Origin of the sequence: Streptomyces sp. V4I2, from assembly GCF_030817655.1 — a bacterium.
Taxonomy (GTDB): domain Bacteria; phylum Actinomycetota; class Actinomycetes; order Streptomycetales; family Streptomycetaceae; genus Streptomyces; species Streptomyces plumbiresistens.
In genome coordinates this window covers 9,750,794-9,774,979 of sequence record NZ_JAUSZM010000003.1, presented here as the reverse complement: position 1 = coordinate 9,774,979, position 24,186 = coordinate 9,750,794, and the positions used below count along the sequence as shown (strand labels likewise).

Annotated in this window: 20 protein-coding genes; 12 read left to right on the top strand and 8 right to left on the bottom strand. The window is 71.2% G+C overall.

What is annotated here, in order from left to right; translation table 11 throughout:
• Position 1: 1 nt before the first annotated feature.
• Both icmF and QFZ76_RS45670 read right to left on the bottom strand, forming a co-directional pair.
• Entirely contained in the window at positions 2-3,247 is a 3,246-nt protein-coding gene (gene icmF, locus QFZ76_RS45675) for a fused isobutyryl-CoA mutase/GTPase IcmF (RefSeq protein WP_307679228.1), read from the bottom strand.
• A 167-nt stretch (positions 3,248-3,414) separates the two neighbouring features.
• Complete coding sequence (locus QFZ76_RS45670; protein ID WP_307680324.1) at positions 3,415-4,635, bottom strand: acyl-CoA dehydrogenase family protein; 1,221 nt, start codon at positions 4,633-4,635, stop codon at positions 3,415-3,417.
• A 217-nt stretch (positions 4,636-4,852) separates the two neighbouring features.
• Between QFZ76_RS45670 and QFZ76_RS45665 the strand changes: the two genes are divergently transcribed.
• The 7 genes from QFZ76_RS45665 (at position 4,853) to QFZ76_RS45635 (ending at position 12,528) form a co-directional block, all read left to right on the top strand.
• Complete coding sequence (locus QFZ76_RS45665; RefSeq protein ID WP_307679227.1) at positions 4,853-5,677, top strand: enoyl-CoA hydratase/isomerase family protein; 825 nt, start codon at positions 4,853-4,855, stop codon at positions 5,675-5,677.
• 149 nt (positions 5,678-5,826) lie between these two features.
• A complete protein-coding gene (locus tag QFZ76_RS45660; protein WP_307679226.1) occupies positions 5,827-6,459 on the top strand; it encodes a hypothetical protein in 633 nt (210 codons plus the stop codon).
• Entirely contained in the window at positions 6,456-9,032 is a 2,577-nt protein-coding gene (locus QFZ76_RS45655; protein ID WP_307679225.1) for a putative PEP-binding protein, read from the top strand. The genes QFZ76_RS45660 and QFZ76_RS45655 overlap by 4 nt, the downstream gene beginning before the upstream one ends.
• A complete protein-coding gene (locus QFZ76_RS45650) occupies positions 9,029-10,171 on the top strand; it encodes an acyl-CoA dehydrogenase family protein (protein ID WP_307679224.1) in 1,143 nt (380 codons plus the stop codon). The genes QFZ76_RS45655 and QFZ76_RS45650 overlap by 4 nt, the downstream gene beginning before the upstream one ends.
• Positions 10,172-10,203: 32 nt before the next feature.
• Positions 10,204-10,623 (top strand): Zn-ribbon domain-containing OB-fold protein, encoded by a 420-nt coding sequence (locus tag QFZ76_RS45645; RefSeq protein WP_307679223.1) that lies wholly within the window; start codon positions 10,204-10,206, stop codon positions 10,621-10,623.
• Positions 10,620-11,774 (top strand): thiolase family protein, encoded by a 1,155-nt coding sequence (locus QFZ76_RS45640; protein WP_266451573.1) that lies wholly within the window; start codon positions 10,620-10,622, stop codon positions 11,772-11,774. The genes QFZ76_RS45645 and QFZ76_RS45640 overlap by 4 nt, the downstream gene beginning before the upstream one ends.
• A gap of 46 nt (positions 11,775-11,820) precedes the next feature.
• Positions 11,821-12,528, top strand: a complete 708-nt coding sequence (locus QFZ76_RS45635) for an SDR family NAD(P)-dependent oxidoreductase (protein ID WP_307679222.1) — start codon at positions 11,821-11,823, stop codon at positions 12,526-12,528.
• 44 nt (positions 12,529-12,572) lie between these two features.
• Here QFZ76_RS45635 and QFZ76_RS45630 read toward each other — a convergent pair whose 3' ends face one another.
• On the bottom strand, positions 12,573-13,232 hold the full coding sequence (locus tag QFZ76_RS45630; protein ID WP_307679221.1) for a TetR/AcrR family transcriptional regulator: 660 nt from the start codon (positions 13,230-13,232) through the stop codon (positions 12,573-12,575).
• Between the two features lie 140 nt (positions 13,233-13,372).
• Between QFZ76_RS45630 and QFZ76_RS45625 the strand changes: the two genes are divergently transcribed.
• Positions 13,373-13,981, top strand: coding sequence for a TetR/AcrR family transcriptional regulator (locus tag QFZ76_RS45625; protein ID WP_307679220.1), 609 nt, complete (start codon positions 13,373-13,375; stop codon positions 13,979-13,981).
• A gap of 79 nt (positions 13,982-14,060) precedes the next feature.
• Here the strand turns inward: QFZ76_RS45625 and QFZ76_RS45620 are convergent, their stop codons facing one another.
• From QFZ76_RS45620 to QFZ76_RS45605, 4 genes are all read right to left on the bottom strand, one after another.
• Complete coding sequence (locus QFZ76_RS45620) at positions 14,061-15,482, bottom strand: 2-oxo acid dehydrogenase subunit E2 (RefSeq protein ID WP_307679219.1); 1,422 nt, start codon at positions 15,480-15,482, stop codon at positions 14,061-14,063.
• 4 nt (positions 15,483-15,486) lie between these two features.
• Positions 15,487-16,512, bottom strand: a complete 1,026-nt coding sequence (locus tag QFZ76_RS45615; protein WP_307679218.1) for an alpha-ketoacid dehydrogenase subunit beta — start codon at positions 16,510-16,512, stop codon at positions 15,487-15,489.
• Between the two features lie 5 nt (positions 16,513-16,517).
• The gene (locus tag QFZ76_RS45610) at positions 16,518-17,528 is read right to left on the bottom strand and encodes a thiamine pyrophosphate-dependent dehydrogenase E1 component subunit alpha (RefSeq protein WP_307679217.1); all 1,011 of its coding nucleotides are present in this window, start codon (positions 17,526-17,528) and stop codon (positions 16,518-16,520) included.
• Positions 17,529-17,633: 105 nt separating this feature from the next.
• The gene (locus QFZ76_RS45605; protein WP_307679216.1) at positions 17,634-18,137 is read right to left on the bottom strand and encodes a VOC family protein; all 504 of its coding nucleotides are present in this window, start codon (positions 18,135-18,137) and stop codon (positions 17,634-17,636) included.
• Between the two features lie 249 nt (positions 18,138-18,386).
• Here QFZ76_RS45605 and QFZ76_RS45600 point away from each other — a divergent pair, with 249 nt between their 5' ends.
• The 4 genes from QFZ76_RS45600 (at position 18,387) to QFZ76_RS45585 (ending at position 22,642) form a co-directional block, all read left to right on the top strand.
• Positions 18,387-19,652 (top strand): aromatic ring-hydroxylating dioxygenase subunit alpha, encoded by a 1,266-nt coding sequence (locus QFZ76_RS45600; RefSeq protein WP_307679215.1) that lies wholly within the window; start codon positions 18,387-18,389, stop codon positions 19,650-19,652.
• Positions 19,649-20,473, top strand: coding sequence for an SDR family NAD(P)-dependent oxidoreductase (locus QFZ76_RS45595; RefSeq protein WP_307679214.1), 825 nt, complete (start codon positions 19,649-19,651; stop codon positions 20,471-20,473). Before QFZ76_RS45600 ends, QFZ76_RS45595 begins: the two co-directional genes overlap by 4 nt.
• A 32-nt stretch (positions 20,474-20,505) precedes the next feature.
• Positions 20,506-22,242 (top strand): PEP-utilizing enzyme, encoded by a 1,737-nt coding sequence (locus QFZ76_RS45590; protein WP_307679213.1) that lies wholly within the window; start codon positions 20,506-20,508, stop codon positions 22,240-22,242.
• Positions 22,243-22,315: 73 nt separating this feature from the next.
• Positions 22,316-22,642, top strand: coding sequence for a putative quinol monooxygenase (locus tag QFZ76_RS45585; protein ID WP_307679212.1), 327 nt, complete (start codon positions 22,316-22,318; stop codon positions 22,640-22,642).
• A 498-nt stretch (positions 22,643-23,140) separates the two neighbouring features.
• On the opposite strand, the gene QFZ76_RS45580 is transcribed toward QFZ76_RS45585, so the two are convergent.
• A complete protein-coding gene (locus QFZ76_RS45580) occupies positions 23,141-24,184 on the bottom strand; it encodes an NADP-dependent oxidoreductase (RefSeq protein ID WP_307679211.1) in 1,044 nt (347 codons plus the stop codon).
• Between the last annotated feature and the right edge of the window lie 2 nt (positions 24,185-24,186).

Genomic DNA, 24,186 nt, shown 5'->3' with positions numbered 1-24,186 from the left:
TTCAGACGTTGCGGCGGTACTCGCCGCCGACTTCGAAGAACGCCTCGGTGATCTGCTGGAGTGAGCAGACCCGGGCGGCGTCCATCAGGACGGCGAAGGCGTTCTCGCCGCTGGTGGCGGCACGCTTGAGTTCGGTGAGGGCGGCCTCCGCCTCGGCGCGATGGCGGCCGCGGAAGTCCTCGACGCGGGCGAGCTGGGACTGCTTCTCCCCCTCGGTGGCGCGAGCCAGTTCCACCGTCCCGTGCTCGCTGTCACCGCCGGGCTTGCGGAAGGTGTTGACGCCGATGATCGGCAGCGTGCCGTCGTGCTTGCGCTGTTCGTAGAGCATCGACTCGTCCTGGATGCGGCCGCGCTGGTAGCCGGTCTCCATGGCGCCAAGGACTCCGCCGCGCTCGCTGATGCGCTCGAACTCGGTGAGGACGGCCTCTTCGACGAGGTCGGTGAGTTCGTCGATGATGTACGAGCCCTGGAGCGGGTTCTCGTTCATCGCCAGGCCCCACTCGCGGTTGATGATCAGCTGGATGGCGAGGGCGCGGCGGACGGAGTCCTCGGTGGGAGTGGTGACGGCCTCGTCGTAGGCGTTGGTGTGCAGGCTGTTGCAGTTGTCGTAGATCGCGATGAGCGCCTGCAGGGTGGTGCGGATGTCGTTGAAGTCCATTTCCTGGGCGTGCAGGGAGCGGCCCGAGGTCTGGACGTGGTACTTGAGCTTCTGGCTGCGCTCCCCCGCCCCGTACTTCTCGCGCATGGCGACCGCCCAGATGCGGCGGGCGACCCGGCCGAGGACGGTGTACTCGGGGTCCATGCCGTTGGAGAAGAAGAAGGACAGGTTGGGCGCGAAGTCGTCGACGGACATGCCGCGGGCGAGGTACGCCTCGACGTAGGTGAAGCCGTTGGTGAGGGTGAAGGCGAGCTGGCTGATGGGGTTCGCGCCGGCCTCGGCGATGTGGTAGCCGGAGATGGACACCGAGTAGAAGTTGCGCACTCCCTGCTCGATGAACCACTCCTGGATGTCGGCCATCATCCGCAGGCTGAACTCGGTGGAGAACAGGCAGGTGTTCTGGCCCTGGTCCTCCTTGAGGATGTCGGCCTGGACGGTACCCCGGGTGTTCTGCAGGACGTAGGACCGGATCTCCCGGTTCTCCTCGGCGGTCGGTTCGCGGCCGTGTTCGGCGGTGAAGGCGTCGAGCCGCTGGTCGATGGCCGTGTTGAGGAAGAAGGCCAGGACGGTGGGGGCCGGGCCGTTGATGGTCATGGAGACCGAGGTGGTGGGGGACGTAAGGTCGAAGCCCGCGTAGAGCGCCTTCATGTCGTCGAGGGTGGCCACGGAGACGCCCGAGGTGCCGACCTTGCCGTAGATGTCGGGGCGCAGGGCCGGGTCGTGGCCGTAGAGGGTGACCGAGTCGAAGGCGGTCGACAGCCGGGTGGCCTCGCTGTCCTTGGACAGATAGCGGAAGCGGCGGTTGGTGCGCTGGGGGTCGCCCTCACCGGCGAACATCCGGGCCGGGTCCTCTCCCTCGCGCTTGAACGGGAACACGCCCGCGGTGAAGGGGAAGCGGCCGGGCAGGTTCTCCGCGCGCAGGAAGCGGAGCAGTTCGCCGTGGTCGGTGTAGCGGGGGAGGGCGACGCGAGGGACGAGGTTGCCGGAGAGGGACTCGCGGACCAGGGCGGTGCGCTGCTCACGTCCTCGGGTGACGGTGATCAGTTCCTTGCCGGAGTACGCCTGTACGGTCTCCGGCCAGTCCTCCAGCAGGCGTCGCGCGGACGCGTCGAGACCTTCCTCGGCGTCGGCGAGCAGTTTCTCGACGTCGGCGGTAGGTGCTTCGACGGCGGCCAGTTCGTCCCGTACGGCGGTCAGGCGCTGGACGCGCCGGGCGGCGTCGGCCTGTGTGGCGGTGTCGGCGTGGTAGCCGCGTACGGTCTCGGCGATCTCTGCGAGGTAGCGCACCCGGGTGGTGGGCACGATCTGCGCGGCGCCGCTGGAGTGGCGTACGTCTGTCGCCGGGAGGATGCCGGGGCCGGCCGCCAGGCCGCGTTCGGTGAGCAGGCCGAGCAGGTGCTGGTACAGGGCGGTGACGCCGTCGTCGTTGAAGGTGGCGGCGCTGGTGCCGTAGACCGGCATGTCCTCGGGACGCGAGCCGAACGCCTCGCGGTTGCGCACCAGTTGGCGGCCGACGTCGCGCATCGCGTCCGCCGCGCCGCGCCGTTCGAACTTGTTGATGGCGACGACGTCGGCGAAGTCCAGCATGTCGATCTTCTCGAGCTGGGAGGCGGCACCGAACTCGGGCGTCATGACGTACAGCGAGACGTCGGAGTACGGGGCGATGGCGGCGTCGCCCTGTCCGATGCCGGGGGTCTCCACGATCACCAGGTCGTATCCGGCGGCCTTGCAGGCGGCGATGGAGTCGGTGAGGCCTTCGGGGAGTTCGTGGTGGCCGCGGGTGGCCAGGGAGCGGAAGAAGACCCGGTCGCCGTCCAGGCTGTTCATCCGGATGCGGTCGCCGAGCAGGGCGCCGCCGCCGCGCCGCCGGGTCGGGTCGACGGCGAGCACGGCCACCCGCAGCTTGTCCTGCTGGTCGAGGCGCAGCCGCCGTACGAGTTCGTCGGTGAGGGAGGACTTGCCCGCGCCGCCGGTGCCGGTGATGCCGAGGACGGGGACGGAACGTGCAGCCGCGGCGCGGCGGAGTGCGCCGAGGTCCTCCTCCGGCACGGTGGCTGCCTGCAAGGCGCTGAGCAGCCGGGCGAGGGCAGGGCGTTCGCCGGCGAGTACAGCGGCGAGCTGGGCGGGGGTGTCCTCCCAGGGAGCCGTGTCGCAGTCCCTGATGATGGTGTTGATCATGCCGGTGAGGCCGAGGCGCTGCCCGTCCTCCGGGGAGAAGATCCGCACCCCGGCGTCGGAGAGCCGCTGGATCTCCTCGGGGACGATCACCCCTCCCCCGCCGCCGAAGACCTTCACATGACCGGCGCCGCGTTCGCGGAGCAGTTCGGCGAGGTATTCGAAGTACTCGACATGGCCGCCCTGGTAGGAGCTGACGGCCACGCCCTGGACGTCCTCCTCCAGCGCGGCGTCCACGACCTCGCCCACCGAGCGGTTGTGGCCGAGGTGGACGACCTCGGCCCCCTGCGCCTGGAGGATGCGCCGCATGATGTTGATCGAGGCGTCATGGCCGTCGAAGAGGCTGGACGCGGTGACGAGGCGCACCGGGTGCTGCGCTTGGTGAAGCTGCGGTGTGCTGGTGCCATCGCTCACGGTGTACTCCGGACGGCCTGCCCGTGGGGACGGGCGACGGGTGGGGGCTCAGATTACTAGGACGTCCTAGTAAAATACTAGGACGTCCTAGTATTCGGAAGCTTCCTTCATCGGCTGACTGTAGTCAATGACAAGAAACCAGGGCGGGACGCACTGCCGACGCTCCGTCAGGAGCCCGCGGCTCCCGCCTGACGCGGCTGCCGGTACGGCTTCACCGCGCGGCGCGCGATGGCGAAGCGATGGGTCTCGGACGGACCGTCATAGATCCGGAACGGCCGTACCTCCCTGATCAGTCGCGCCAGCGGGGCATCCTCGGCCGAGATGCCCAGCGCGCCACAGATCTGCACCGCCCGGTCGACGATCCGGCCCACCGCCTCGGCCACGAAGACCTTGGACACCGAGGAGAACTGCGCGGCACTCGCGGAGCCGTTGTCCAACTCCCAGGCGGTACGCCAGATCAGCGCGCGGCTCGCCTCGATGTCGATCTCGGAGTCGGCCAGCATCTGCTGCACCATGCCGAGATCCCCCAGCAGCGAACCGAACGCCTCGCGGGTCCCGGCGCGCTCCAGGGCGACGTCCCGGGCGCGGGTCGCGGCGCCGAGCCAGCGCATGCAGTGCGTCAGCCGGGCGGGACCGAGCCGGACCTGGGCGTTCTCGAAGCCCCGGTGCACCTGGCCGAGCACCTGGTCCTCGCCCACCACGCATTCCTCGAACACGAGCTCGCTGTGCCCGGCGAAGAGGCTCTCGTCCAGCGTGTCGATGTTCCGGACGATGCGCATGCCCGGGTTGCCGGCGTCGACGAGGAACATGGTGGCGCCGCCCGAGCTGCCGGGGCTGCCGTCGGTGCGGGCCATCACGATGGCGAAGTCGGCACCGCTGGCCCCGGTGATGAACCACTTGCGCCCGTCGATGCGCCAGCCGCCGGGGACGCGTACCGCCGTGGTGCGCAGCGCACGGGGGTCACTGCCGGCCCCCGGCGCCGGTTCGGTCATCGCGAAGCACGAGCGGTACTCACCGGCGGCCAGCGGGCGCAGATAGCGGGCCTGCTGTTCCTCGGTGGCCACCTTCTCGAGCAGGTGCATGTTGCCCTCGTCCGGGGACGCGCAGTTCAGCGCCAGCGGGCCGAGCACGGAGTACCCGGCGGCTTCGAACACCACCGCCTGCCCGCGCAGGTCGAGCCCGTGCCCGCCCCACCGCTTCGGGACGTGCGGCGCGAACACTCCCGCCTCACGGGCCCCCTTCTGCAGGGTCTCCCGCAGGGCCTGTGGCGCGTCATGGACGGACCCGCCGCACTCACGCTCGGCCGGGATCACCACCTCGCGGACGAACTCGGCCGTGGCCTCGGCAAGCCGGGCGACTGACGGATCGACATCGAACTGGATCGGCATGGTTCCTCCGGCCGACAGGCGTACGGGCGCCAGTGCCCGTCGCATCGCCGAAACTGTACAACGGGTCAAGTATCTCGCCCACCAGGTGAGCGAAGAATGCTGTGCGGCATGGATCACTCGACGAGAACAGAGGACAGCCCATTGCCGAAACTGTAGAGCGGGACCAGTATGTGAGCGCCCTTCTCAAGCAGGTCCCGATGACGGGAGAACTCCTCCGATGAGCACCCAGCCGGTCCGGGTCGTCCGCCACTCCGACGGAGTCGTCGAGCTCTTGCTGGACGACCCCGGACGGGGAAACGCCCTGGATCTCCCGACCGCCGAGGCCCTGCGCGACGCGGCCGCCGACGTCACCGCGGATCCGGGCGGCGCGGTCCTGCTGCGGGCGGCGGGCGGGAACTTCTGTGTGGGCGGTGACCTGCGCGCCTTCGCCGGACGCGGGGCGGACACCGCCCCCTATGTGCACGCGGTCGCCTCCGCCGCGCACGAGGCCGTACAAGCCCTGCACGAGCTGCCCGTGCCCGTGGTGGCCGCCGTGCGCGGCGCGGCGGCGGGCGGCGGAATCGGGCTGGCCCTGGCGGGCGACCTCGTCGTGGCGGCCCGGTCGGCGCGCTTCCGGCTGGCGTACACGGCGATCGGGCTCACCCCGGACTGCGGCGCCTCATGGATCCTCCAGCGGCTGCTGGGTCCCCGGCGCGCGGCGGACCTGATCCTCACCAACCGGGTCCTGACCGGCGAGGACGCCGAGCGGTGGGGGCTGGTGTCCCGGCTCGTGGAGGACGACGACCTGGACGACACGGCGTACCGGACCGCCGCCGAGCTGGCGGCCGGCTCCGGTGCCGCGCTGCGGGCCGCGAAGGAGCTGCTGCGGGCGGGCGCCGAGGCGCCGCTGGAGAAGCAGCTCACCGAGGAGGCGCGCTCGATCGCCGCTCTGGCGGGCGGCACGGAGGCCCAGGCCGCGATGGACTCGTTCCTCGCCGCACGGTCCCGCGGCCGGGCGCCTTCCGCTCGGTCGACGCAGGAGAAGCCGCAAAGTGTTTCTTGAGTTCCTCTTCACTAACAGGGTCGCTCGGGCGTAACCTCCGGGCAACACTGATCGCAGTCCCCTGCGACGCACGACCCGTCGCGGTCCCTGCGACCCGGCAACCGTCGCCGCGCGGCCTCAGCCCGCGCCCCACAGGAAAAGGTGTGGAGATGCATTCTGCTGCCGCGGAGCGGACAGACACACTCGACAAGTCCCTGACCGACGCCGTCATCGACCTTGTCCTGCGCGGCATGTGGCGCGGCGTGCCGGAGGACCGGTACCGCCCCCTGGTCGACGCCGGGCTCGCCATGGTGAAGGGCCCGATGGTGCTGCCCACCGAGTACGCCAAGACCGCCGCGGCGAAGATGCTGCGGCTTCCGGCGGACTCGGAGCTCCAGGACCAGATCAACGCGGTCTACGAGGCGTTCCTGCCGGTCAACCGTAAGGTGCGCGAGGTCTGCACGGCCTGGCAGTGCCGCCCGGACGGCAGCGTCAACGACCACACCGACAGCGTCTACGACGCCGAGGTGCGCGAGATGCTGGAGGACGTGCACGAGGCCATCCAGCCCGTGCTGCGCAGGCTGGAACGGCTGGTCGCGGGCAGCGGCCGGTATCTCACCGGCCTGGAGGAGGCGCTCGACCAGTTCGACGACGGCGGCGCCCAGTGGCTGGCCTCGCCGCTCTGCGACTCGTACCACACCGTGTGGATGCGGCTGCACCAGGAACTGCTACTGGTCCTGGGGATCAGCCGGGCCGACGACGAGGCGCTCGAGGAGCAGTTGGTCCGAAGGAGCCGGGGGTGAGCATCACCGACCGACCGGCGGGCACCGTCGCCCACCTTGAGGCCACAGGCCTCGCCCTGGTGCCGTACGGCCAGGGAAGAAGTCGCGGACTCGACGCCGATGAGCTGGGCGCGCACGGCATCGCGATGGACCGGCTGGTGGCCCTCGGGCTGCCGGTGGTCCCGGGACTCACTGTGCCCACGGGCTCCGCGCGGGCGCTGGGCGAGCCCGGCACCGCGCAGGCGGCCGTCGCACTCGTCGAGCAGCTGTCGGGACGCCGGGTCGGCGACCCCGCCCGGCCGCTGCTGCTGCGGCTGTCCGCCAGCGCGCCCGGCGAGGTCGCCGGGCTCCCGCCCGACCTCGCCTGTCTCGGCGCCACCCCGGACAACGCCGAGGACCTGTGCACCGTCATCGGCCGCGCGGAGGGACTGTACGAGGCGTGGGCCGCCACGGTCCGGATGATCGCGGAGTACGCCCTCGACATCCCGGCCGCCGTGCTGGACGACGCGCTCCTCGACGCCCCCGAGCCCCGCGACCGGGTCGAGGCCCTGCTGTCCCTGGTCGCCCAGCACACCGAGCGGCCCTTCCCGGTCGCCCCGGCCGAGCAGCTCGCCCTGGCCGCCCGGGCGGTCCTGGGCCGCTGGAACTCGCCGCGCGCCAGAAGGTCGCGCAAGGCTCAGAAGCTTCCCGCCGACCTGGGCATCGCCCTGCACGTACAGGCGCTGCGCATCGGCCCCTCGGACCGCTCCGGCTACGGCACGGCGGTCAGCCGCCACCCCGAGACCGGCCGCTTCTCGGCCGAGGGCTCCTTCTTCCGGGGCGTACGCCGCAGCGCACCGCCCCCGCACACCGGCGAACCGCTGAAGAAGCTGACGGCGGGCACGACCCTCCTCGAGCATTCGCTGCTCACCCTCGAACGCCATCTGCACGCGCCGGTGTCCGTCGACTTCGAGGTGCGTGACGGCGAGATCTCCCTGCTCGCCGCCTCCGTACAGAGCCGTCCGCCGCTGCGCGCCTCGGTGTGCCTGGCGGCGGACCTGGCCCAGGACGGGGCACTGGAGAAGGAAGACGCGGTACGCCGGATCAGTCCCGCGCAGGTGCAGGAACTGTTGCACCCGCAGCTGAAGCTGACCGGCGACGAAGACCTCCTGGTCCGCGGGCTGCCCGCGTCCCCCGGGGCCGCGACCGGCGTCATCGCGCTGTCCAGCGAACGCGCCCTGGAGCTGGCCGCCGAGGACAAGCACGCCGTCCTGGTCATGCACGAGACCACACCGGCCGACGTCCCCGGCATGCTGTCCGCCGCCGCGGTACTGACCGGCAGCGGAGGCATCGCCTCGCACGCGGCCGTGGTGGCACGCGGGGCCGGCAAGCCGGCGGTGTGCGGTGCCGAGGGTCTGCGGGTGGACCGGACGGCGGGCACGGTACGGATCGGGGACCGGCTGCTGCACGAGGGCGACCCGGTGTCGCTCGACGGCCGCACCGGCGCCGTCTACGCCGGAACGCTGACCATCAGCGTCGCCGGACCGCCGCCCGAGCTGTCCACCCTGCTGGAGTGGGCCGACGACACGCGCCGGCTCGGAGTACGGGTCAACGCCGACACCGCGGCGGAGGTGAACACCGCCGTCGCCCTCGGCGCCGAGGGTGTGGGCCTGTGCCGTACGGAGCACCAGTTCCTCGGCGAGCGGCTGCCGCTGATCCGCAGCGTCATCCTGGCCGCCGACCCCGCGGCCCGCGACGAGGCCCTGGTCGCCCTGGAGCACGCCCAGCACGAGGACTTCAAGGCGCTCCTTGCCGCGGTCGGCGACCGCCCGGTCACCGTGCGCCTGCTGGACGCCCCGCTGCACGAGTTCCTGCCCGCTCCCGGCGAAGCCGGTGACGAGGCGGCGGAGCAGCGGGCCGCGTCACTGCGCGAGGCCAACCCCATGCTCGGGCTGCGCGGCGTACGTCTGGCGCTGCTGCACGAGCGGCTGTACCCGGCGCAGGCCGAAGCGCTCTTCTCCGCCTGGGCCGATGTCGCCGCGACCGGCGTCCGGCCCCAGCTGGAGGTGATGATCCCGCTCGTCAGCATGCCGGAGGAGCTGGAGGCGGCGGCCTGGTTCGTGCGCGACGCCGCCGCGACGGTGGCCGCCCGCACCGGCATCGAGGTGCCGTACCGGCTGGGCACGATGATCGAGACGCCGCGGGCCGCCCTGATGGCCGCCGAACTCGCCGAGCACGCCGAGTTCTTCTCCTTCGGCACGAACGACCTCACCCAGCTCACCTACGGCTTCTCCCGGGACGACGTGGAACGCCAGGTGCTCGCCTCCTACCAGGAGCGCGGGTTCCTCACCGCCAGCCCGTTCGCCCGGCTCGACCCGCACGGCGTCGGGGCGCTGATCGCCCTGGCCGTGGAGCGGGCGAGGAGCGTACGGCCGGACATCAAGCTCGGCGTGTGCGGTGAGCACGGCGGGGACCCCGAGTCGATCGCGTTCTGCGACGACCTGGGACTGGACTACGTCTCCTGCTCGGCGCACCGCGTGCCGGTCGCCCGCATGGCGGCGGCCCACAGCGTGCTGCGCGGGCGTGGGAGCGAGCGGAACAGGACAGCGACATGACCACTGTGACCGATCCCGCCGGCGGAGTGACCGAGGCCTCCGAGTCCGGACTGTCCGAGTCCGAACTCGAGGATCTGCGCGAGACCGTGCGGTCGGTGTGCGCGGACGCGGGCGGCATCGCGGCGGTGCGCTCGCTCGACGAGCACTCCCCCGGCATCCACGCCGAACTGTGGGACACCCTCGGCCGCCAGGTGGGCCTCGCGGCCCTCGGCCTGCCGGAGGACGTGGGAGGCATCGGCGGCCTCGCGGAGATCGCCGTGGTCTGCGAGGAACTCGGCAGGACGCTGACGCCGGTGCCGCTGCTGTCCTCCACCGTGCTGGCCGGGCAGGTGCTGGCCGGCTGCGGTACCGCCGCGAAGCCGCTGGCGGAGCTGGCCGAAGGCCGGGTGCACGCGCTGGCGGTGGCCGCACCCGACGGCGTGTGGCGGCCGGACGCCGTGCCGGTGGGCGTTACATGGCGAGGTGGCGTCGCGATCCTTGACGGCACCGCGCCCTTCGTCCTGGACGGCGCCGACGCCGAGACTCTCGTGGTCGCGGCGACCGGTCCCGACGGCGTGGACCTCTTCCTCGCCGACCCGCGCGAGCCGGGCGTGACCGTCCGCCGGGTGCCCACCCTGGACCTGAGCCGGGGGCAGGCGGTGATCACGTTCTCCGGTGCCCGGGCTCGTGCGCTGACCGCCGGGGGCGAGGGGACGGAGGTCGTCACCCGCGCCCTGGACACCGCCCTGGTGGCGCTGGCCGCCGAGCAACTCGGCGGGGCGCAGGCGGCGTTGGACATGACCGTGGCGCATGTGCGGGACCGTACGCAGTTCGGCAGGGCGCTCGGCAGCTTCCAGGCGGTCAAGCACACCTGCGCGGACATGCTGCTCCAGGTGGAGTCCGCGCGGTCCGCGGTGCTGCGGGCGGTCCGCGCGGCCGGGTCCGCGGACGCGCTCGCCGAGGCCGCCGCGGTGGCTCAGTCCTGGTGCGGCGAGGCGTTCACGTTCGTCGCGGCGGAGTGCGTCCAGCTGCACGGCGGCATGGGCTTCACCTGGGAGCACGACGCGCACCTGTACTTCCGGCGCGCGCAGTCCGACGCCGTGCTGCTGGGCGGTACCGCGCACCACCGGGAACGGCTCGCCGGACTGCTGGGCTGGTAGCCCGTCAGACGGCTGGAGGACAGGACGAGAGCATGACCACCAGACTCATCGACGACGGCCTGTTCGACGGCGCGGACCCCCCGCGCCTCGTGGGTGCGCGCTGCTCCGGCTGCGGCACCGTCGTCTTTCCCCGGCAGGACTCCTGCCCCAAGTGCTCGGACGGGACCATGTCCGCGCATCCCCTGCCGGTGAGGGGCCGGGTGTGGTCGTGGACGCTGCAGGCGTTCCCGCCCAAGCCGCCGTACCGGCCGCCGGCCGATGGCTACCGGCCGTACCACGTGGGCTATGTGGACCTCGGTGACGTGCTGGTCGAGGCGCGGCTGGAGATGTCCCGCCCGGAGGTACGGATCGGGCTTCCGGTCCGGCTCACCACGGTGCCCGCCTACCAGGACGAGGACGGGACCGACGTGCTGACCTTCGCGTTCCGTCCGGATCAGGGAGAGCAGCGATGAGCCGGGACGACGACATCTACGTGGTCGGATGCGGGATGCATCCCTTCGGCCGCGACGAGTCCGTCACCGGGATGGACATGGCGGTACGGGCGGTGCGGGAGGCGCTGGCCGACGCCGGTGTCGCCTGGGAGGACATCGGGTACGCGGCGGGCGGCTCCGACGTGTCCGGCAAGCCCGACACCCTGGTGGGCCGACTGGGACTGACCGGTGTGCCGTTCGTCAATGTTCAGAACGGCTGCGCGACCGGCGCCTCGACGGTGCTCGCGGTGGCCAACGCGCTGCGGGCCGGTGAGGCGTCGCTGGGGCTGGCCGTGGGGTTCGACAAGCACGAGCGGGGCGCGTTCCATGTGTCGGCGGCCCGTTACGGTCTCCCTGACTGGTACGCGGAGACCGGGATGATGCTGACGACCCAGTTCTTCGCTCTGAAGACGCAGCGCTATCTGCACGAGTACGGAATCCCGGAGCGGGCGCTGGCCATGGTGGCCGCGCGGGCCTTCCGCAACGGCTCCCGTCACCCCCTGGCCTGGCGGCGCAAGGAGCTCACGGAGGAGGAGATCCTCCTCTCCGCCGAGGTGAGCCCGCCGCTCACCCAGTACATGTTCTGCTCCCCGGGGCAGGGCGCGGCCGCGCTGGTGCTCGCGCGCGGCGACCGCGCCTTCGACTTCTGCGAACGGCCCGTCAAGCTGGCCTCGTTGGCCTTCCGGACCAGGCGGTTCGGCTCGTTCGAGGTGTTCTCGCCCTGGCTGCCGCCGGGACCGCACCGCAGCCCGAGCGTCGACGCCGCGGAGGCCGTCTTCCGGGGGGCAGGGCTGCGGCCCGCCGATGTGCAGGTGGCCCAGCTGCAGGACACCGACAGCGGCTCGGAGTTGATTCACCTGGCCGAGACCGGGCTGTGCGGGCACGGCGAGCAGGAGGAGCTCCTGGCCGCGGGAGACACCGACCCCACCGGCCGGATCCCCGTCAACACCGACGGCGGGTGCCTGGCGGGCGGCGAGCCCGTCGGCGCCTCGGGACTGCGTCAATTCCACGAAGTCGTACGGCAGTTGCAGGGCCGCGCACCAGGAGTGCAGGTGCCGGGCGGTCCCCAGGTGGGCTTCACCCACGTGTACGGGGCGCCCGGGATCAGCGCGTGCGCGGTGCTGACGGTCTGAGCGGCGCACGCCACCGCCGACAGGCGGAGAACCGAGGAGAGCTGTCATGAGCGAGCCCAGAACCGCCCTGGTCACCGGCGGCGCGCGCGGGATCGGCGCGGAGATCTGCCGGCAGCTCGCGGACCGGGGGCTGCGGGTTCTGGTCGGGGCGCGGAAGCGGGAAGCCGCCGAGGAGGTGTGCCGTGCCATCGGTCCGGCGGCGCTGCCGCTCGCCCTGGACGTGGGTTCTCCGCTGAGCGTCACCGAGGCGGTGCGCGAGGCCGGGGAACTGCTCGGCGGGGGCGGAATCGACGTACTGGTGAACAACGCCGGGGTGTCCCTGGACGGCGAAATGCGGCCGCCTTACCTCGACGAGGAGGTCCTGCTCTCGACCCTGGACGTCAATCTCCTGGGTGCCTGGCGCGTGGCCGAGGCGGTCGTCCCGGGCATGGTGCGGGCCGGCTACGGACGCGTCGTCAACCTCACCAGCTCGTACGGCTCGCTGGCCCTGATGGACTCCGGCCGGCACCCCGCCTACCGCGTCTCCAAGACCGCACTCAACGCGCTGACCCGGATGCTCGCGGGCGAGTTGGCCGGCACGGGCGTCCTGGTCAACGCGGCCGACCCCGGCTGGACCCGCAGCGGCATGGGCGGCGCGGCCGCCCCGCGCGGGCCGGAGGAGGGCGCGGACACGCCCGTCTGGCTGGCGACTCTTCCGGAGGGCGACGGGACGACGGGCGGGCTGTTCGCCGAGCGCAGACCGCTGCCCTGGTGAACCGGCTCTTCCCGGACGGGTCCTAGGGGCGTCCTAGGGGTCCCCTAGGCCGGTGCGGTCGCGGACTCGGCCTTCTGGTCGGCGGCGACGATGCGCAGCGCCAGGGACCTGACCGCCTCCTGCACGGACTGGGACGGCATCCGGGACAGCGGCCCGCCCTCGGCGCGCAGCGCGGTCACGAGGATGGTCGTAGTGATGAAAGTGCGGACCGCGAGCGCCTGCGAGGCGTGCCGCGCCTTGGCCGCCCGCGGACTCCGGGCGGTGCTCTCGGGCAGATAGTCGTACGCACGCTGGATGTGCCGCTGCTCGAACTCGTCACGCAGCAGCTTGATGGTGCCGTTGGCGGAGGCGATCTGGACCTGGTAGAGCCGGGCCTCGTCCGGGTTCTTCTCCACCCAGTCCCACACAGCGTCGATGGTGCGGATCAGGCCCTCGGCGTCGCCCGGCTCGGTGTCCGGGCGGGCCGTCTCCACGACGGTGTTCAGCTGGTCGAAGACCCGCCGCATGGCTAGTTCGAGCAGTTCTTCCTTGCCCGCGAAGTGGTAGTAGACGGCCGTGGGCACCACCTGTGCCTCGTCCGCGATGTCCTGCACACTGGTCTCCGCGAAGCCGTTGCGGCCGAACACCCGGACGGCGGCGCTGATGATGTGCTGACGTCGCGAAGGACGGTGGGCGGGCTGCTTGCCGTTCGTGGTGGCCATCATGCTCCCTGCCGGTTGCCGCGACCGGTGCCTGTGAGCCCCGGCGTACTGACCATGTTATCCAGTTACTCCCGCAGGTCGAGCCCGTAAACCCTGGTACCCGCGTGGCTCCCGGGCAGCAAGGTCACGGCATACTTGACACCATGACTACATCCGGAACCCGCGCAGCTCACCGCCCTTCGCGCAGGCAGTGGGTGATCGAGGCAGCCACGGAGCTCTTCGCCACCCAGCCTCCGGACGAGGTGACCGTGGCGGACATCGCGGCTCGGGCGGAGATGACGTCGGCCGCGGTGTACTACCACTTCTCCTCCAAGGACCAGGTCCTGGTGGAAGGTATGCGGGTGTTCGCCGCCGCGCTGCGCGAGCAGTTGGAGACGCTCACGGAGGCGCACGAGCCCGGCGCGGACATCGGCCCGACCGTCACGGCGCTGGTGGTCTGGCTGGGCGAGCACCGGTCCGCCGCGACCGTGTTCTTCGTGTCCTCGGCAGGGATGAGCCAGGAGGCGGAGGCGCTGCGGCACGAGATCCGGACGCAGTTGCTGGAGGAACTGGTACGGCTGATCCGCAAGGGCCGTGACCCGGTCACGGACGCGGAGGCGGCGGTGATCGGTCTGGGGGTGCTGGCGCTGCTCGAGACCGCGGCGGTCTCGCAGGTCCGGGGAGACGACGTCTACCGCTCCCTCGGGCACCGTTCCTTCCTCAGCGAGGTCGGCCGGCTCGCCGAGCGGATCGCCGATCCGGCGGTCGAGTAGCCGTCCCGGACACAGTGGGCCGCGCCCGCCGACCGGATGGGTGGGAAACGGTCGACGGGCGCGGGGTCGGGGGAGGTCGTCAGACCAGGAGCCGCAACGGTTTCCGCAACAGCTCACCGACCGTACGCAGATACTCGGCCGCCGGCGCCCCGTCCACGGCACGGTGGTCGAAGGTGAGGCTCAGGGTGAGCACCTGGGTCCGTCGCGGCTGGTCGTCCACCCACTCCACGCCGTCCCTGAGCCGGCCGACGCCCAGGATGGCGACGTTGCCGGGGTTGATCACGGGCGTGAAGAAGTCGACGCCGTACCCGCCCAGCGAGGTGACGGTGAACGTGGCGCCTTCCAGCAGCGCCGGGGAGATCCGGCCGGATCGGGCGCTCTCCGCCAACTCCCTTGATCTGCGGGCCATTTCGGGCAGCGAAAGCTCCGCCGCGTCCCCGATCACCGGGACGAGCAGGCCGTTCGGCACCGCTACGGCGAACCCGAGGTGGATGCCCTCGTACAGGTGAACGCCGTCCTCGAGCACCCCCGCGTTGAGCAGCGGGTGTTCACGCAGGGCCAGTGCGGCGGCCTTCATCAGGAAGTCGCCCAGGCTGGGCACCGGCAGGTCGCTGTCGGCCCATTCCTGCTTCAACTGGGCCCGCAGGGCCACGACGGCGTCCATCCGCACCTCGTAGCCGTGCGTCAGCTGCGCCATCTCCTGGAGGCTGGCGTGCATCCGGCGGGCGATGGTGCCGCGCATTCCGGTGAGGGGGATGACGTCCCCGGGCTGGGGTGAGGCGGTGGCCTTGCGGACCGTCGCCGGGGGCGGTACCGGTGCGGCCGCCGGGGTGGCGGCGTCGAGGTCGGACCGTCTGATCCGTCCGCCCGCACCCGTGGGGTGTACGTCCGCGAGGTCGATGCCCCGTTCCTTCGCCAGGCGACGGACCAGGGGGGAGGTGGGGGTCACCGGGTCTGTCCCGAGAACGACGGGCGGCTGTGTCTCCTGGGCCAGCAGGTGCTCCTCCACGTCCTCCGAGACGATTCGGCCGCCGGGCCCGGTGCCGCGTACGGCGGTGAGGTCGACGTCGGTCTCGGCCGCCACCCGGCGGGCGTTGGGGGAAGCCAGGAGCCGACCCGCCGAGCCGTTGAGCGCAGGAGTGCCGTTGAGCGCAGGAGTGCCGTTGAGCGCCGGGGCCGTGGAGGCAGCGTCCCCGGCAGTCGGCACCGCTTCCGTGCCGGTGGCCACAGCAGGCCCAGTGGGCGCAGCCCCGGGCGGCTGCTCGCCTTCGGCCAGCAGCCAGCCGATGAGCGCCCCTGCCGGAAGGGTCGCCCCGGCCTGGACCGCGGGATGGAACAGTCCCGCGGCCTCCGCCTCGACATCCACGTCGACCTTGTCGGTCGCCAGCCGCAGCAGGGCGTCGCCCTCCGCGACGGCGCCGCCGGTCGGCACGAGCCACTCGTCGATCGTGCCTTCCTGCATGGTCAGGCCGATCTTCGGCAGCAGAACCTCGACCGCCATTCGGTCACGACCTTTCGAGGAGACGACGGCAGCCCTGCACGATGCGGGCCTGGTCGGGCACATAGGCCTTCTCCAGCACCGGGGAGAAGGGCACCGGGGAGAAGGGGGCGCCGACACGCAGGACCGGCGCGTCCAGATAGTCGAAGGCGGCGTCCTGGATCTGGGCGGCGATCTCCGCGCCGAGCCCACCGAAGGTGACGGCCTCGTGCACCACGAGGGCCCGGTTGGTGCGGCGGACGGAGGCGATCATCGTCTCCGTGTCCAGGGGCTGCACGGTGCGCGGGTCGATGACCTCGACCTCGATGCCCTCGGCGGCCAGTTCCTCGGCCGCCGCGAGGGCCTCGCCCACCATGCGGCCCAGGGCGATGACGGTGACGTCGGAGCCGTGGCGCGCGGTGTGGGCCTGGCCGAGCGGGATGCCGTAGATCTGCTCGGGTACTTCGCTCTTGCTGCCGAGCAGGACCTTGTTGAGCATCACGACGACCGGGTTGTTGTCCCGGATCGCGGAGACGGTCAGGCCCTTGGCGGTGTACGCGTCGGACGGCATCACGACCTTGAGGCCGGGTACGTGCGCGAGCCAGGCCTCCAGGCTCTGGCTGTGCTGGGCGGCGGCGCCGAGGCCCGCGCCCGACGCGGTGGTGATGGTGAGCGGCACCGACACGGAGCCGCCGAACATGTACTTCATCTTGGCGGCCTGGTTGACGATCTGGTCCAGGCAGACGCCGATGAAGTCCATGAACATCAGGTCGACGACCGGGCGCAGTCCCCGGGCGGCGGCGCCCACGCCCAGGCCGACGAGCGCGGCCTCGGAGATCGGGGTGTCGATCATGCGGCGGGGCCCGAACTCGTCGAGCAGGTTGTCGAACATGCGGAAGACGCCGCCGTACCCGGCGACGTCCTCGCCGGCGACGAAGACGTCCTCGTCCTCCCGCATGACCTGCGCCAGGCCCTCGTTGAAGGCCTTGACGTAGCTGAGCTTGCGGCCCGTGCCGTCCGGGGCGGGGGCCGGAGCTTCGGTGATGGTGGTCATGGCGGTCATCCCGAGTAGACGTTGAGGAGGAGGTCTGCGGTGTCGGGCAGCGGGCTGGCCTCGGCGTACGCGATGGCCTCGGCGATCTCGTCGCGGGTGCGCTGCCAGGTGTCGTCCAGCTCGGCGCGGGTGGCGGTGCCGTCGGCGATCGCCCGGGCTTCGAGCAGGTCGATCGCGTCACGGGCCTTCCACTCGTCGACCTCCGCGTCCGAGCGGTAGGGGTGACGCAGTCCCTTGACGCCCTGGTGGTCGTAGTAGCGGTAGGTCTTGGCCTCGATGAACATGGGGCCCTCACCGGCCCGGGCGCGGGCGACGGCCTCGACGGTGGCCTGGTGGACGGCGGCCGCGTCCATGCCGTCGACGATCACACTGGGCATGCCGTAGGAGGCGGCCCGGTCGGCGACGTCGGTGATCAGCATGTGCTTCGACTGCGGGGTGAACTCGGCGTAGCCGTTGTTCTCGCAGATGAACAGGACCGGCAGGCGCAGGATCGCGGCCATGTTGGCGGCCTCGTGGAAGCTGCCGATGTTGGTGGCGCCGTCGCCGAAGAAGGTGACGGCGATGTTGTCCTCGCCGCGGTACTGGGCGGCGAAGGCGGCGCCGACGGCGATCGGGATGCCGGCACCGACGATGCCGTTGGCGCCGAGCATGCCGAGGGTGACGTCGTTGATGTGCATGCTTCCGCCGCGGCCGAGGCAGGCGCCGGTGACGCGGCCGTACAGCTCGGAGTACATGTGCTTGAAGCTGACGCCCTTGGCCACGGCGTGCCCGTGTCCGCGGTGCGTGGAGGTGATCTGGTCGTCGTCACGGAGGGCCGCCATCACGCCCGCGGCGACGGCTTCCTGACCGACGTAGAGGTGCAGGAAGCCGGGCAGCTTGCCGGCCTCCATGAGTTTTCCCGCCTCGGTCTCGAACAGGCGGATGCGCACCATGCGCTCGTGCAGATCCCTGATGACCTGCGCGGATGCCTGGTTCGCGACCGGATCGGCCGACTTCTTCGATGCCCTTTGAGCCATCGTCCGCCCCTTCGCCCCGAGCGAGGTGTGTTCACGCAATCGGACTTTGTTGTGCCGGTCTACAGTAACCAGCAGGGGCACCTTACTGAAGAGGTTCTCTAATTACTACGGCTCGGACCGACCCGGCTCCCGAACGTCTCCGCGCCCGTCGACGAGCTCCAGCGCATTGCCCTCCGGATCCGCCCAGAAGCTGATCCGGCGACCGCGCGCCCACACGACGACCGGGTCCGACAGCGGCTGGGCTCCCCCGGTCGCCAGAGCCGTCACGACCGGGTCCATGTCGTCCAGGTGGAAGGTGAGATACGCCAGCCCCCGGCGCGCGGTCAGCGGCAGGGCGGACGGGGCGGGGGCCGGGGCGGACTGGGGCCGGATGAGCTTGACGCGCCCGCCGGAGGGCACCTGGAGCCAGACGACGAGCAGCTCATCACCCAGACCCGCCGGAACGCTGACGGAAGCCGGGATGCGGGAGCGGTGCACCTCGAAGCAGCCGAGCACCTCGCGGTAGAAGCGCTCCATCAGCTCCAGGTCACGTACGACGACGCCGACCTCGAACGGCTCGGTCATGCGCGCCCGCGCCTCAGGCACCTGATCGGCCCTGTCGTCGGCCATGACACCGCCTCTCCGTCGAGCGTCCGTCCATCACACTCCCGCAACTGGAGCCGGTCAATAGAAAGATCGCCTCACGCTTGGACCTTTTTGTCCCGGGCGAAGACGATGTGACCTGCGGGTCGCCGGGCTGCCACTTCCGCACTTTCTATTGACAGACAACACTTACCCCTGTTGTCGTGTCGCTCACAGCCCAACTGCCGTATCAGAAGCCCTTCCCAAGCTCGCGGCTGGAAGGATTGTGAGGACATCGTGGTCCAGACCAGTTCCCCGGAGATCCGGGCGGACGACGCCGAGCGTCAGCCGCCTCCGGCGCCGGAATACAACTCGTGGATCGGCCAGGACCGCTCCACCGACGCCGCGGGCATCGCCATGCGGCGGGAGGCGGCCGAACTCGTCGAGCGTGTCATGAAGCACTACCGTGACAACACGACGCACGAGGCCGAGGACCAGTGGACGGAACCCGTCGCCAACTACCTCGACGCCGACCGCTGGCAGCGTGAGACGGACGCCGTCCACCGGAGCGTTCCGATGCCGCTCGCCATGTCCTGCGAGCTTCCCGGACCGGGCACCTACAAGGCCCTGGACGTGCTCGGCATCCCCGTTCTGATCACCCGGGACCGGCAGGGCGTCGTCCACGCGATGATCAACGCCTGTCGCCACCGCGGCGCCCAGCTCGTCGAACCGGGATGCGGTGTGTCCAAGCGGATCACCTGCCCGTATCACTCCTGGTCCTACGACCTGGCCGGAGAGCTGCGCGGCGTGTACGCCGAGAAGACCTTCGGTGAGGTGCCGCGCGAGGGACGCAGCCTGGTGCGGCTTCCCGCCGGTGAACGCGCCGGGATCGTCTTCGTGTCGCTCGACCCGGCCGCCGAGCACGACCTGGACGCCTGGCTGGGAGACCTTCAGCCGCTGCTCGAAGGGCTCCGCTTCGCGGACTGCCACCACTACGCGAGCCGTGAGCTGCTCAGTCCCAACTGGAAGGTCACCCTCGACGGCTACCTGGAGACGTACCACTTCGCCTCGCTGCACCCGAAGACGGTCTTCGAGACGAACTTCTCCAACATGATGGCCCACGACACCTGGGGCCCCCACCAGCGCCTCGCGGCGGCGCTGCGGCCCATCGCCGACGTGGTGGACCTGCCGGCCGACCAGCGTGACCCCGGTGACCTCGTCGGAGCCATCTACTGGCTCTTCCCCGGCCTGGCCATCGCCGGCACCTGGCGCAATAAGATCGCCGTCTCCATCGTGATCCCCCGTACGGCCACCGAGTCGGTGACCCAGCAGATCATCCTGTTGCGCGAGCCGGCCGTCACCGAGGAGGAGCGCCAGGCCGCCGACCAGTTCGGCGAGTGGTTCTACGAGGTGGTCCGCGACGAGGACTACGCGACCACCTACGGCGTCCAGCGGAGCCTGAAGGCCCTGGACGGGACGGACTTCGTCTTCGGACGCAACGAACCCGGACTCCAGCACTTCCACCGGACCATCCACAGTCTCTTGGACGAGGCGTCCAAGTGACCAACCCACAGCACTCGCAGGAGAACAACATGGTGGCTACGGGCAGCCTCGACGGACGTGTCGCGGTGATCACGGGCAGCACACGCAGTATCGGACGGGCCATCGCCGAGGCCTTCCTGGCCCAGGGCGCCACGGTCGTCATCAGCGGCCGCTCCGAGCTCAAGGGCAAGCAGGCCCTGGAGGAGCTCGGCGCCGGGGACCGGGCGGTCTTCCACCCCTGCGACGCCAACAGCCAGGAGGACATCGAGGGCCTCGCGGACTTCGCCGCGGAGCGCTTCGGCCGGCTCGACATCTGGGTCAACAACGTCGGCGGCACCTCGGGCTTCGCCCCCGTCCACCAGCTCAGCGACGAGGCCTGGCACAACGCCCTCAACCTGAACCTCAACGCCTACTTCTACGGCACCCGCCGGGCGCTGCCGAAGATGCTGGAGGGCGGCTGGGGCCGCATCATCAACATCTCCTCGGTCGAGGGCAAGCAGGCCAACAAGCCGGCGATCAGCCACTACATCACCAACAAGCACGCCATCCACGGCCTCACCAAGGCGACCGCCTTCGAGTACGGCACCCAGGGCATCACCTGCAACGCGATCTGCCCCGGCGCGGTCGACACCGACCTGATGCGGGAAGCCGGGCCGGCCGCGGCCGAGGCCGAGGGCATCTCGTACGAGGAGTGGCTGGGCCGGTTCGCCGAGCATGCCGCCACCAAGAAGATCACCACCGTCGAGCAGATCGCGGGCCTCGCCTCGCTGCTCGCGAGCGACGCCGGCGCGGGCATCACCGGCACCCTGATCAGCGTCGACGGCGGAACGGCACAGTGGTGAGCGGCGGAACGGACAGCGGGAGCCCCCTCGCCATGAAGCACTGGATCACCGACTGGCAGCGCGACGAGCGACTGCCCCACTACACCCGGGCCAACGCGGGCGAGACCCTGCCCGAACCGGCCAGCCCGCTGGGCTGGACCCTGGTCTGGCGGCGCGGTCTGCAGGGCTGGCGCCACAGCTTCGTCCAGTTCGGCATCTATCGAGGGGACGAGGTGACCGGCCCCAGACCTCCGTTCGTCGGAGTCTTCGGCGGTTACTTCTACCTCAACCTGTCCCACCTGCGGCTGTTCGGCATCCGCATGGGGCAGACCGCGGACCAGATCGACGCGGCCTTCGTCGGCCAGCGTTCCGACACCCCCGTGTACGTGGCGCACCCCGACGACCAGGACGCGGAGCTGACGGCCAAGGCCACAGCGACACTCCAGCGGATGCTCGGCCAGAGCGGTTATCCGGAGGCCGACGCCGACCGCGAGCGGCTGCGCCGGACCCGCCGCGAGCGGCCCGACCTGACGCGACTGTCCGACGTCGAGCTGGTGGAGCGTGCGCGCTCCCTGCTGGACGACGTGGAGACGACCTTCCACCGGCACGTCGAGTCGTCGCTGCCCGCGTCCGTCGGACCCGCGATCCTCGCCCCGCTGTGTGCGAGCGTGGACCGTCCCGGCGCGATGCTCGACCTCATCGGCGGGCTCGGCGCCGTCGACTCGGCCGGCCCCGCGGCGGGTCTGTGGACGCTGTCCCGCCAGGTGGCGGCCTCACCCGAGCTCATGGCACTGTTCGACCAGGGAACGGCCGCGGTGGAGCAGGCCCTCGAAGGAGCCGCCGGGGACGTCAAGGCGTTCCGGGACTCGTTCGAGGAGTTCCTGGCCGAGTCCGGCGACCGCGGACCCAACGAGTGGGACATTCACGCGCTGTCCTGGGAGGCCGCGCCGATCCAGGCACTGGCCCTGGTCGACCGGATCCGCAACAGCTCCGACGGGGACTCCCCGGCCGCCCGCCACCAGCGGCTGGCGGATCACCGGAAGGCGACGGCGGCGGAGATCCGGGCCGCGCTTCCCGAGGACGCGCAGCCGATGTTCGACGCCGGTATGCACGCCTCCAACGTGTGGATCCCCGCCCGCGAGCGGACCAAGGCGAACTGCGTGACCGTCATCAACGAGATCCGGATGGCCGTACGCGAACTCGGCCGCCGCGGTGTCGAGGCGGGGCGCTTCGCAAAGCCCGAGGACGTGATGATGCTGCTGGACACCGAGCTGGACGACTATGTCGCCGACCCGGACCGGTTCGGCTCAGACATCGCTCAGCGGCTGGACGAGTACGCCCAACTGACCGAGCTGGAACCGCCGTTCTTCATCGCGGAGGACTCCCGGACCGAGATCGACAGCTGGCCGCGACGCAGCGAGGAGCGGTCCGAACCGGCCGTCGAGGGTGACGTGCTCAAGGGCGACGGCGGCAGCCACGGCACGTACACCGGCAGGGTGCGGGTGGTCACCGACCCGGCCTCGTGCGAGGCACTGGAGCCGGGCGAGGTGCTGGTGGCGCCGATCACGGACGCCGCCTGGACCCCGCTGTTCCTGGTCGCCGGAGCGGCCGTCGTGGACGTGGGCGCGCTCAACAGCCACGCCGTCGTGGTCTGCCGCGAGCTCGGCATTCCGGCCGTCATCTCCGTCGAGGGCGCTACGCGGCGGCTGCGGGACGGCATGGTGATCACGGTCGACGGCGAAAAGGGCACGGTCACCGTGGACAGCGTCCCGGCGGCACTCGTCATCTGAACGGCCCGCGGGCCCGTCGCTCCTTCCTGACCGAGGGGCGGCGGGCCCACGGGCACGACCGGAAAGGACCACCGTGGCAGAGGAAAGCGCGACGGAAATCATCGTCGCCGGCTGGATGGACTACGAGCCGGCGGACCGCGACACGATGCTGGGTCACCTCGTCGAGGTCGGGAAGCGTACCCGTGAGGCGGAGCCCGGCTGCCTGGACTACGCCATGACCGCGGACCCCTCCGACGAACGCCGCATCCGGGTCTACGAGCGATGGGTGTCCCAGCAGGCCCTGGACGAGCACTTCACCACGGCACACATCAAGGACTTCCGCGCGGCCACGACGGGGCTGACCCGGGTGGGGGTCTCCATGAAGATCTTCAGCATCGGGGCGAGTCGCGCCATGCGATAGGCGTACGCGCATGCGGAAGGGGCGTCAGCCACGGCTGACGCCCCTTTGGTGCGTGCGTGCGCGGGCGTCGCTGCTGACGTCCCCGTGGAGCATGGGCGGATGCAGCGGCCGACACCACCGCACCGCATGCGCGATGGCCGCGCCACACGGGCCCGGTGAAACGTGCGCGTGCCACGGCCGCGCAACGCGCGCGACGGACCACGGCACATGCACGGATACCGCAGCCGACGCGCCCGTGGAACATGCACCAATAACCCAGCCGGCACCCCCACACCGCACGCACGATGATCGCACCACACGCCCCCATGAAGCGGTGTGCGTGCCACAACCGGCGCCCCGCACAGCACGCGCGACGGCCACGGCACAGCCCCGTAAAACGTGCGCGGATCCCGCAGCCGATCCGCCCGCACACCAGGGCGGACGGCACGGGAGAGGGGCGCCTCGGCGCACCGCACCCCTTGGAGTGTGCGCGCCTGTCGTGGCCGACGGCCCTCTGAACTACGTGCGGCTGTACGGATCCTCGGCCAGCCGGACCAGCATCTTGCCGATGTTGCCGCCGTCCAGCAGGGACAGCAGGGTGCCGGCCGCGCTGTCGAGGCCGTCCGTCACCGTCTCGTGGGCGGTGATGCGGCCCGAGCGGAGCCAGTCGGCGACGCGGGTCTCGAACTCCGGCCGCAGGTCCTCGTGGTCGCGGACGATGAAGCCGCGCAGGGTGAGCCGTTTGAGGACCGCCTGGATCAGCTGGTTGATGTCGGTGGAGCGCCGTTCGCCGCCGAACTGCGACATCATGCCGCACAGGGCGATACGACCGCCCGTCCGCAAGGCGTGCAGGGCGGCGGCGAGTTGCTCTCCGCCGACATTGTCGAAGTAGACGTCGATGCCGTCGGGCGCCAGCCGGGACAGGGCGTCGCGCACCGGCTCGGCGCGGTAGTCCGCGGCGGCGTCGTAGCCGAACTCCTTGACCAGCAGGGCACACTTGTCGGGCCCTCCGGCGGTTCCGACGACGCGCTCCGCACCCAGCAGCCGGGCGAACTGTCCGGCGGCGGTGCCCACGGCGCCGGCCGCCGCCGACACGAAGACGGTGTCGCCGGGCCGTACCTCGGCGATCCGCGCGAGCCCGACGTAGGCGGTGAAGCCGGTCTGTCCCAGTAGACCCAACCACGTGGGCAGCGGGGCCAGTTCCGGGTCGATACGGCCCGCCGCATCAGTGTCCTCGGGGGCGAGCACGGCCCACTCCCGCCAGCCGAGCTGGTGGCGTACGAAGGTGCCCGGCGGCACCGAGGAGCAGCGGCTCTCCTCCACGACGCCGAGGGCCCGGCCGTCCAGCGGCGATCCGGGCGTGAAGTTGTGCGTGTAGTGCTTCTCGGTGCTCTCCAGCCGTCCGCGCATCGACGGGTCGACGCTCATGTAGAGGTTGCGGACGAGCAGCTGTCCCTCGCCGAGGGGCGGAAGGGGTCGCTCTTCCACGGCGAAGTCCCCGAGGGCCGGCTCGCCCTCGGGTCGGCGCACCAGGCAGACCACCCGGGTGGTACGGGGAGACACCG